The following is a 10,267-nucleotide window of genomic DNA, read 5'->3' as shown; positions in this document are numbered from 1 at the left end:
CGCCGAGATGGTCCTCATCGCCCAGGATGTCGGACAGAACGGCGAACTTGTCGCCTTCCTTGATGAGGCCCATGGCGATGCCCGCGACCGGGCGCTTCAGCGGACGCCCGCGTCCATCATGGCGAGTGAGGAGCCGCACACCGTGGCCATGGACGAGGAGCCGTTCGACTCGGTGACCTCGGACACGATGCGGATGGTGTAGGGGAACTGCTCGCGATCGGGCAGGACAGGGTGGATCGCCCGCCAGGCAAGCTTGCCGTGACCGATTTCACGGCGCCCCGGAGAGCCATGCGGCCCGCTTCGCCGACCGAGTAGGGCGGGAAGTTGTAGTGCAGCATGAAGCTTTCTTTGTAGGTGCCCGCCAGGGCGTCGACGTACTGCTCGTCCTCGCCGGTGCCAAGCGTGGTGACGGCAAGCGCTTGCGTCTCGCCGCGGGTAAACAGCGCGCTACCGTGCGTCCGAGGCAGGATGCCGACTTCGCACGAGATTGGACGCACCGTCACCAGGTCGCGGCCGTCGATGCGCTTCTTGGTGTCGAGGATGCTGCCGCGCACAAGGTCCTTCTCGGCTTCCTTGAAGGCGCTGGAGACCTTGCCGGCGATCGTGCCGTCATCGTCCTCGGGGACGAGCTCGGTTACCACCTTCTCCTTGACCTGGGAGATGCCGTCGCGGCGCTCCTGCTTGGAAGAAATGGCGTAGGCCTCGCGCAGCCCGCTCTCGGCGAGTGCGCGCACCTTGTCGACCATCTCCCCGTTGTCCACGGGCTTGAGGTCCCAGGGTTCCTTGGCGGCGCGCTCGGCGAGCTTGACGATGGCGTCGAGCACCGGCTGAAAATGCTCATGGCCGTACATCACGGCGCCGAGCATGATGTCTTCGGGAAGTTCATTGGCCTCCGATTCCACCATCAGCACGGCGTCGGCGGTACCGGCCACGACCAGGTCGAGCGACGTCTCGGGCATCTCGTCGACCATCGGGTTCAGCACGTATTTGCCGTCAATATAGCCGACGCGCGCTGCGCCGATCGGACCGAGGAACGGGACGCCGGAAATCGTCAGTGCCGCGGAGGCGGCAACCATGGCGACGATGTCGGGATCGTTCTCCATGTCGTGCGACAGCACGGTGATGATGACTTGGGTCTCGTTCTTGAAGCCTTTGGCGAACAGCGGCCGGATGGGCCGGTCGATCAGGCGTGAGGTGAGGGTTTCCTTTTCGGTCGGACGTCCCTCGCGCTTGAAATAGCCGCCGGGGATCTTGCCCGCGGCGAAGGTCTTTTCCTGGTAGTTCACGGTCAGCGGGAAGAAGTCGATACCGACCCGCTCCTGCTTGGCGGAGACGACGGTGGCCAGAACGGATGTCTCGCCATAGGTGACCAGTACGGCGCCGTCGGCCTGTCGGGCGATGCGCCCGGTTTCGAACTTGAGTGGGCGTCGGGCCCATTCGATTTCTACGGTGTGTTTATCAAACATGTGCGTGTCCCAATGAGCGGGGAAAGATAAGGCCGCCCTTGACGCCCGGTGGCGCAAGGACTGGCCCGTTCATATGCGTGGAAGCTCAACCGCCGCGTCTGCACGGCGGACATGGCCTACCGGCGAATACCGAGTCGGTTGATGAGCTTCTGGTATCGGTCCTGATCTGACGCCTTGACGTAGTCGAGCAGACGCCGCCGCTGGCTGACCATTTTCAGCAGCCCACGGCGCGAATGATTATCCTTGCCGTGCGTTTTGAAATGCTCGGTAAGATTGGTGATCCGTTCTGTCAGGATCGCGACCTGAACTTCCGGAGATCCGGTGTCGTCTGATTTGGTCGCGTACTCTTTGATAAGCTCTTGCTTGCGCTCAGCGCTAATCGACATCGGGATATCCTTATATTTGAGGGTTTGACAGGGCCGAGCCGGGATGTCGTCCAGCACGGTCATTCGGAATGCGCGAAAAAGCCCCGAAAAGCGGGGCCCGCGATGCGCGCACTATAGGGATTATCGCCCCCGAGACCAGCGGAATTTGGGCCGTCAGCCCGTCAGGTTAAAGATCCGCCGAGGCTTGAATTCGCCTTGGGAGACCTCCCCCAGAGCCACTAGCGCCCCCTTTGAAACCGCGTAGACGGGACCGGTGATGATCGGGGCGTCACGGCCCCTTAGCAGCACCGGCTGGCCTTGGCGGAGCCTGGCCGCGTCGGAACTGCTCAAGTTCAGGGCCGGCAGGTCCTGCAGCGCCGTCTCCACCGGATGAAGCAGGGCAGCGCCGCCTCCCGGCTCTCGCCGGCGGCTGCCTCGACCTCTTCGAGCTGACGGCCTCCGCTTCACTGAACCGCCGACCCGGGTGCGGCGCAGCGCCGAGACATGGCCCAGACAGCCGAGCGCCCGGCCGAGATCGCGCGCCAGCGCCCTGACATAGGTGCCCTTGCCGCATTCGGCCTCCAGCACGCAATGGCCGGAGTCGGGCAGATCCACGAGCGTGAGCCGGTCGATCGTCACGGTCCGCGGGGCGAGCTCGAACTCCTCCTCGTCACGGGCGAGATCGTAGGCCCGCGCGCCGTCCACCTTGAGGGCCGAGTAGCGCGGGGGGACCTGGGAAATGGCGCCGGTGAACTGGGGCAGCGCCGCTTCGATTTCCTCGCGGGACGGCCGCAGATCGGAGGTCTCGGTCACCTTGCCTTCGGTGTCGTCCGTGTCGGTCGCCGCGCCGAAGCGCACGGTAAACCGATACGCCTTGGCGCCTTCGACGGCGAAAGGCACCGTCTTGGTCGCTTCGCCGAAGGCAATCGGCAGGATGCCGGTGGCGAGCGGATCGAGCGTCCCGGCATGCCCCGCCTTGGTGGCGTCGTAGAGCCAGCGCACCCGTCCCACCGCCTTGGTCGAGGTCAGGCCTTCCGGCTTGTCGAGGATCAGCCAGCCGCTGACCGCTTGGCCCTTACGCCGACGCGCCATGCCTGATCCTGCCTAGTCGTCGAGGTCGCGGGCGACTTGCGGAGAGGCGAGCAGGGCGTCTATCCGGGCGGACTCCTCGAACGAGACGTCCACTTTGAACCTCAACTCCGGCATGAATTTGAGATTGACGCGCTTTGCCACCTCGCCGCGCAGGAAGCGCTTGTGCTTCTCCAAATGCGCCACCACTTCTTCCGCCTCGCCACCGCCGAGCGGCATGACATAGGCCGTGGCGAGCTTGAGATCTGGCGTCATGCGGACTTCCGGCACGGTGAGCGAGTGCTTGCTGACCACTTCGTCCATGACCTCGCCGCGGACGAAGATCTCCGCCAGCGCATGGCGGATCACCTCGCCGACTTTCAACTGGCGTTGGCTCGGGGCCTTAGGGCCCTTGTCTCGCGCGGTCATGAATGGCTTCTCTCAAAAGCGCCGGAAATCGGCGGCGCCATGCGCGGCGCTTACAGCGTGCGCTTGACGTGCTCGACCTCGAAGCACTCGATGACGTCGCCCTGTCGCATGTCCTGGTAGCCCTCGAGGCCATGCCACATTCCTGGCCCGACACCACCTCCTTCACTTCGTCCTTGAAGCGCTTGAGTGTGGAGAGCTTGCCCTCGTGCACCACGACGTTGTCGCGGATCAGACGGACCTGGGCGCCGCGCTCGACCTTGCCTTCGGTCACGCGGCAGCCGGCCACCTTGCCGACCTTGGAGATGGTGAACACCTCCAGGATTTCGGCGTTGCCGAGGAAGGTCTCGCGCACCGAGGGGGAAAGCAGGCCGGACATGGCCTGCTTAATGTCGTCGACCAGATCGTAGATGACCGAATATTGGCGAATCTCGACGCCGTCGCGCTCTGCGGCCTCGCGGGCCTGCGCGTTGGCGCGCACGTTGAACGCGAGCAGCGCGGCGCCCGACGTCAGCGCCAAGGACACGTCGGACTCGGTGATGCCGCCGACACCCGCATGCACGATGCGGGCCTTGACCTCGTCGGTGCCGAGTGCGGCGAGAGCCGCGCAAATGGCCTCGACCGAGCCCTGCACGTCGCCCTTGATCACGAGCGTGAATTCCTGGACGCCGGTTTCCTTCAACTGGCTCATCATCTGCTCGAGGCTGCCGCGCTGGCCGGCCACGGCCAGCCGCTTGCGGCGCTCGCGCATGCGATAGTCGGTGATCTCGCGGGCCCGGGCCTCGCTCTCGACCACGGCGAATTGATCGCCGGCCTCAGGCGCAGAATCGAAGCCGAGAACCTCGACCGGCACCGAGGGGCCGGCCTCCTTGACCTGTTCGCCGAGATCGTCGATCAGCGCGCGCACACGGCCCCAAGCGGAGCCGGCCACGATAATATCGCCGAGGTGGAGCGTGCCGCGCTGAACGAGCGCCGTACCGACCGGGCCTCTGCCCCGTTCGAGCTTGGCCTCGACGATGACGCCGTCGGCGTCGCGCTCCGGATTGGCCCTGAGTTCCAGCACTTCGGCCTGCAGTGCGATCGCCTCGAGCAGCTTGTCGAGATTGGTCTTCTTGAGGGCGGACACTTCGATTTCCAGCGTGTCGCCGCCCAGGCTCTCCACCACGATCTCGTGGCTGAGCAGTTCCGTGCGCACGCGCTTGGGGTCGGCGCCTTGCTTGTCGATCTTGTTGATGGCGACGATCAGCGGCACCTCGGCGGCTTTGGCGTGATTGATCGCCTCGATGGTCTGCGGCTTCACGCCGTCATCCGCCGCCACCACCAGGATGACGATGTCCGTGACCTTGGCGCCGCGGGCCCGCATGGCGGTGAACGCCTCATGGCCGGGCGTATCAATAAAGGTGATCTTTTGACCAGACGGCACCACGACCTGGTAGGCGCCGATATGCTGGGTGATGCCGCCCGCCTCGGAGGCGACGACATTGGCCTGGCGGATCGCGTCGAGCAGCGAGGTCTTGCCGTGGTCCACGTGGCCCATGATGGTGACGATGGGCGCGCGCGGCTGCAAATCCTCCGCATCGTCCTCGGCTCCAATGAAGCCCTCTTCGACGTCCGCTTCCGACACCCGGCGTACCGTATGGCCGAACTCCTCGGCGATGAGCTGCGCCGTGTCCGAGTCGATCACATCGGTGATCTTGTGCATCTCGCCGTCCTTCATCAGGTACTTGATGACGTCGACGCCGCGCGCGGCCATGCGGTTGGCCAGTTCCTGAATCGTGATGACCTCGGGGATCACCACCTCACGCGCGATCTTCTGCGCAGTTTGCGGTCCCGTGCCTTGCTTCTTCTGACGCTCGCGGTGGCGCTTCAGCGAGGCAAGGCTCCGCTGGCGCTGCTCCTCGTCGAGCGCGTTGGTAATGGTCAAGCGGCCACGGACCCGCCGGTCGTCGCCGCGCCGCGGGGCTGCGGGGCTCTTCTTGTGGCGGGCGTCCGGCGTACGCGACGGCTGTTCCTCGGCCTCTTGCTTCAGATGCTTGCTGCGCGCGGGCTCCTCGGCCTTGGGCGGAGCCGTCTCCTCGACGGCCTTTTTCTCGTCTTCCTTGCGCTTGCGCTCCTCGGCCTCCTCGGCTTCCTTGGCGCGCTGCTCGGCGAGAACGGTCTCCTGGGCTGCGGTCTCCTGGGCGCGCTCTTTCTCCTCGGCTTGCCGCACCTTTGCATCGGCGAGCGCCTTGGCGCGAGCGCCTTCTCTTCCTCGGAAAGCTGCTTCAGCACCACGCCGGAACGGCGCTGTTTCTCTTCGGCGGCGGGCTTGGCGGGCCTTGCCTCGGCGCGGGCGCCGCGACTTTCGGCTTGGCCTCCTCGGCCGGCTGTGCAGCCGCACCGCTCGAGCCGACCGACCGGCGCTTCTTCTTCTCGACCAGAACGGACTTTGAGCGCCCATGGCTAAAGCTCTGGCGCACATGGCCGGACTCCACGGTCCGGCGCACGTTGAGCGTCATCTTGCGCCCGCGAGTTTTGCCTTCAGTCTCGTTCGTTTCACTCATTCTTGGTCCGTATCCAATCCGTAGTTGTCCGCGAATGCGGAAATTCCCTGGCGGTAGCGCGCGGCGCGCTCGGCTGCCGCCAGAAACTTTCGAGCCGCTCCACCCTGGATTAGGGCAGCATGTATCACATTTGACCGGCCCGATGCCAAACCCAATTCATCTGCGGTAAAGGCGCAGATCGAGGGGAGACCGCGCCCTTGCGTCGACGCGCGGGCCTTGCCGTCAAGTTTCCGGCAACCATCTTCGGCCGCGTCCGAGGCGTGAATCACGGCGATCACGCGCCCTTTGCTCAAGGCTTCCTCGACCTTCGAATGGCCGAAAACCACTTCCCCCGCCTTGTTGGCGAGGCTCAGCGCCCTGAGAGCCGCCTCGGCGAGGAGGTCTCCCACACGGTCCGGAAGCGCCTCCTGGACCTTGACTTGGGCCTTGAATGCCCGGCCGAAAGCCTTGCGTTTGACCGCCTCGGCGATGGTTTCGTGGGCGGCGGTCAACCAGACGCCGCGGCCGGGAAGCTTCTCTTTCAGGTCCGGGACGACCGCGTCGTCCGGCCCGAGCACAAAGCGGATGAGGTCGTCCTTAGAGCGGTGGGCGCGCGTGACGGCGCAGCGGCGCTGCGTTTCCGCCGCCCGCTCCCGCGTCTCGTTTCGCTCTGCCGCTTCCAGCCGCAACCGCTCTGTCTCCTAATCGCCTCATGACGCAGGCGCGTCATCGGCGCGGGCGCCTCGCCCGCTTGTGCTTCCGTACCGGCCTCGGTATCCGCCTCGGCCTCGCCGTCCGTTTCGCCTTCCGTCTCTTCTTCCGGGGCGGCCAGGTCTGCCGCGTCGATCCAGCCGGCCTTCACCCGCGCGGCAAGGATCAGGTCCTCGCATTGCGGCCGGCTCACGCCAAAGCCGTCGAGGAAGCCCCCGTGACGGATGGTCTCTTTATCCTGCCGTTCGCTCCAGCCGGCGAGATCGTCGGTGGCGCAATCGGCCAAATCTTCGACGGTCTTCACGCCATTCTCGCCGAGCGCGACCAGCATCGCCGTAGTGAGCCCCGGAACCTCCAACAGCTCATCGGTCACGCCGAGCGCTTTGCGCTTGGCGTCGAGCTCCGCTTCGAGCTTATCGAGATGCTCGCGGGCGCGGGCCTGAATCTCCTCGGCGGTGTCCTCGTCGAAGCCTTCGATCGAGGAAATCTCGTCCGGCTCGACAAAGGCCACTTCCTCCACCGAGGAGAATCCCTCCGAGGCCAGCAGTTGAGCGATGACCTCGTCCACGTCCAGTGCCGCCATGAATTTGGCCGAGCGATCGGCGAACTCCGCCTGGCGGCGCTCCGATTCCGAGGCTTCCGTCATGATGTCGATGTCCCAGCCGGTGAGCTGGGAAGCCAGCCGCACGTTCTGGCCCTTGCGGCCGATGGCCAGAGACAGCTGCTGGTCGGGCACGACCACTTCGATCCGCTCGGCGTCCTCGTCGAGCACGACCTTGACCACTTCGGCGGGCGCAAGGCCGTTGACGATGAAGGTGGCGGCGTCGGGCGACCACTGGATGATGTCGATCTTCTCGCCTTGAAGCTCGTTCACCACGGCCTGCACGCGGCTGCCGCGCATGCCGACGCACGCGCCCACGGGATCGATCGAGGCATCGCGCGAGACCACGGCGATCTTGGCGCGGCTGCCGGGGTCGCGCGCAACCGACTTGATGGTGACGATGCCTTCATAGACCTCCGGAACTTCCTGCGCGAACAGCTTGGCCATGAATTCGGGATGCGTGCGGGAGAGGAAAATCTGCGGTCCGCGTTGCTCGCGCCGTACGTCGTAGACATAAGCGCGGATGCGGTCGCCATAGCGGAAGTTCTCGCGCGGCAGGGTCTCATCGCGGCGCACGATGGCCTCGGCCCGGCCGAGATCGACGATCACATTGCCGTACTCGACGCGCTTCACGATACCGTTGACGATCTCGCCGACGCGATCCTTGTACTCGTCGAACTGGCGCTCACGCTCGGCTTCGCGCACTTTCTGCACGATGACCTGTTTGGCGTTCTGCGCCGCGACGCGCCCGAAATCGAGCGGCGGCAGCGGCTCGGCGATGAAGTCGCCCTCTTGCGCGGCCGGGTTCTTGCGGCGGGCCTCGGCGAGCGAAATCTGCGTCGCTTCCATGGTCACGTCCTCGACCACTTCCAGAAGCCGCGCCAGCGAGATCTCTCCGGTCTTGGGATCGACCTCGGCCTTGATCTCGTTCTCGCTGCCATAGCGGGACTTCGCCGCCTTTTGGATGGCGTCCTCCATGGCGGTGATCACCACCTCGCGTCGATCGACTTCTCGCGTGCGACCGCATCGGCGATCTGCAGGAGCTCCAGTCTGTTGGCGCTCACGCCTGCCTGGGACATTCTCTAGCCTCCAACTCAAGTTGCGTTCGTTCGCGGGAGCATCGCTCGCCGCGGAAAACTCAATGCACGGGCTTGCTGCCCGAAAGATCCATCCTGAAGCCGTCGGGATCGAGACGAGCTTCGCCTCGCCAATGAGCGAGAAGGGAAGGCCGATAATCACGGGCTCGGCCTTGCCATCCAGCTCAATTTTCAAATGCACTTCCTCGCCGGCCACGTCCTCGATCGTGCCCTTGAAGCGCTTACGTCCGTCTACCGGCTCCTTCAGCTCTATCTTGGCCTCGTGACCCGCCCATAACGCGAAATCGCTCGGGCGGACCAAAGGCCGGTCGATGCCGGGGGAGGAGACCTCCAAATTGTACGCCGCGGGCATCGGATCGTAGGCGTCGAGCACCGGAGAAAGTCCCCGGCTGATCGTGGCGCAATCGTCCACCGACATCTCACCGTTCGGCCGTTCGGCCATGATTTGCACCGTGCCGCCGTCACGGCCCGAGATCTTCACCCGCACCAAGCGGAACCCAAGCTCTTCGATCACCGGCTCGGCAAGCTCGGCGACTGTCCGCTCCTGGTCCGTTTCCCGGACGAGGCGGCGTTCTTTAGGTGTCGCAGTGCTCGGCATTGACGGCAGGGCTCAAAGACCCCAATCAGCCAGAAGGCGTGGGCCCTAATAAAAAGGAGCGGGCCGCAGCCCACTCCTGATCAAATCAACCATGAGTTTCGACCGCTAATATACGTGCTTTCCCGAGGGTTTCAAGCGGCTTGGCCTCAAGCAAACGCTTGTTTTCCAACGATGGTTTCTAATCGACGGGGATCACCTGCTCGGTAATGCGGGCGAAGTCTCCTGCCCGCCCCAGGCTCAGCGCGCACAGGCACGCCGAATAGTTGCCGCCGATTGCGGTGCCCCCGAAAGCAAGCTGGTCCTCGAAGGTGCAGTTGGCGTCGCGATAGGCGATCCATCTCTTTTGGGCGTCGACCAGCGATTGGAGCTGGAGGTCGGGGCGCTGCCCCAGCTCCGTAGCCCAGCTTCGGATGGCGGCCTTCAGCGCCGTGTAGGCCTCGTTGAGCTTGGCGTCGGCGGCGTCCGCCACGCGCGCCAGGCAAGCCTTGTATTCCGGGTTGGTCGTCGTCCGCGCCGCGCAAGCCGAATAGCAGTCGGCGCCGATATAGGCAGACGCCGCTGTCGGCAGCAGGATGAGTGCGAAGGCGAGGGCAAAAGCGCGCATGGCAGGCTCCTCTCTAGTGACGCCGCCAGCGCAGATAGACAGGCTTGCGGCCGTCGCTCAAGGCCTTCCGCTCGTAGCGGGTCTCCGGCCAGTCCTCCGGCCGCAAGCGCCAATCCGAGGCCTTGCAGGCCAGCCAATCGAAAGCGCCGTTCCGATTGACGGCCCGGAGCGCCTGGCCGGCATACTCCACATCGTCGCTGGCGAAGCGCAGTTCGCCGCCTCGCGCCAGGACACGGGCGATGGCGTCCACGAGCGCAGGCGAGACCAACCGCCGCTTCGCCTGCCGCTTCTTGGGCCACGGATCGGGAAACAAGAGGAAGGCGCGGGCGATCCCACCATCCGGTAGCCAGGCGAGCACCTCCCGCGCGTCGCCATCATGGACGCGGACGGTTTTCAGGCCCCGATCCTCGATGGCGCCGAGCAGGCTGGCGACGCCATTGATAAAGGGCTCGCAGCCGATGAAGCCGATGTCCGGGTTCTGTGCCACCTGCCACAGCAGGTGCTCGCCCGAGCCGAAGCCGATCTCGAGCCACACCTCCCGCACGGGCAGGGGGAACAGCATGCATGGATCCTCCGGGGCTACGTCCTCAAGACCGAGGCGGAGCGCCGGAAGCAACTCGGCGACGAGCCGCTCCTTGCGCGGGCTCAAGCGCTTGCCCTTGCGCCGCCCATAGGATCTGAGGGGCGAAGGCCCGGCCGGCGGTGATACGTCGCGTTTTTCCGTCATGCTTGGCCTTGCCTGCCTTCGCCGAAGCGAAGCCTTACCTAACATGCGCATCACGGCAGCGGGCGCTTCGGCTTCGCGCAGG

General features: G+C 65.2%; 6 protein-coding genes and 4 pseudogenes. All 10 read right to left on the bottom strand.

Going from position 1 to position 10,267, the window contains the following annotated elements; genetic code table 11:
• Positions 1-1,466, bottom strand: a pseudogene (gene pnp, locus AUC71_RS02180) (polyribonucleotide nucleotidyltransferase); the annotation flags it as partial.
• Between the two features lie 116 nt (positions 1,467-1,582).
• Positions 1,583-1,852 (bottom strand): 30S ribosomal protein S15, encoded by a 270-nt coding sequence (rpsO, locus tag AUC71_RS02175; protein ID WP_069622952.1) that lies wholly within the window; start codon positions 1,850-1,852, stop codon positions 1,583-1,585.
• A 153-nt stretch (positions 1,853-2,005) separates the two neighbouring features.
• Positions 2,006-2,923 (bottom strand): tRNA pseudouridine(55) synthase TruB, encoded by a 918-nt coding sequence (gene truB / locus AUC71_RS02170; RefSeq protein WP_069622949.1) that lies wholly within the window; start codon positions 2,921-2,923, stop codon positions 2,006-2,008.
• Positions 2,924-2,935: 12 nt separating this feature from the next.
• Positions 2,936-3,328, bottom strand: a complete 393-nt coding sequence (gene rbfA / locus AUC71_RS02165; RefSeq protein WP_069622948.1) for a 30S ribosome-binding factor RbfA — start codon at positions 3,326-3,328, stop codon at positions 2,936-2,938.
• Between the two features lie 50 nt (positions 3,329-3,378).
• Positions 3,379-5,868 (bottom strand): annotated as a pseudogene (gene infB / locus AUC71_RS02160) (translation initiation factor IF-2).
• Positions 5,865-6,536, bottom strand: a complete 672-nt coding sequence (locus AUC71_RS02155; RefSeq protein WP_069622951.1) for an RNA-binding protein — start codon at positions 6,534-6,536, stop codon at positions 5,865-5,867. Before AUC71_RS02155 ends, infB begins: the two are co-directional and overlap by 4 nt.
• 92 nt (positions 6,537-6,628) lie before the next feature.
• Positions 6,629-8,238, bottom strand: a pseudogene (nusA, locus tag AUC71_RS02150) (transcription termination factor NusA); the annotation flags it as partial.
• 124 nt (positions 8,239-8,362) lie between these two features.
• A pseudogene (rimP, locus tag AUC71_RS17235) lies at positions 8,363-8,854 on the bottom strand (ribosome maturation factor RimP); the annotation flags it as partial.
• A gap of 178 nt (positions 8,855-9,032) precedes the next feature.
• Entirely contained in the window at positions 9,033-9,458 is a 426-nt protein-coding gene (locus tag AUC71_RS02145; RefSeq protein WP_069622947.1) for a lysozyme inhibitor LprI family protein, read from the bottom strand.
• Positions 9,459-9,471: 13 nt separating this feature from the next.
• Positions 9,472-10,185 carry a tRNA (guanine(46)-N(7))-methyltransferase TrmB gene (gene trmB, locus AUC71_RS02140; RefSeq protein WP_069622946.1) on the bottom strand — a complete coding sequence of 238 codons (714 nt, stop codon included), beginning with the start codon at positions 10,183-10,185 and terminating at the stop codon, positions 9,472-9,474.
• Positions 10,186-10,267 lie beyond the last annotated feature (82 nt).

This window comes from Methyloceanibacter marginalis (assembly GCF_001723295.1).
GTDB classification, from domain to species: Bacteria; Pseudomonadota; Alphaproteobacteria; order Rhizobiales; family Methyloligellaceae; genus Methyloceanibacter; species Methyloceanibacter marginalis.
The sequence above is the reverse complement of the archived record's forward strand: the minus strand, read 5'-3'. Positions and strand labels throughout refer to the sequence as shown.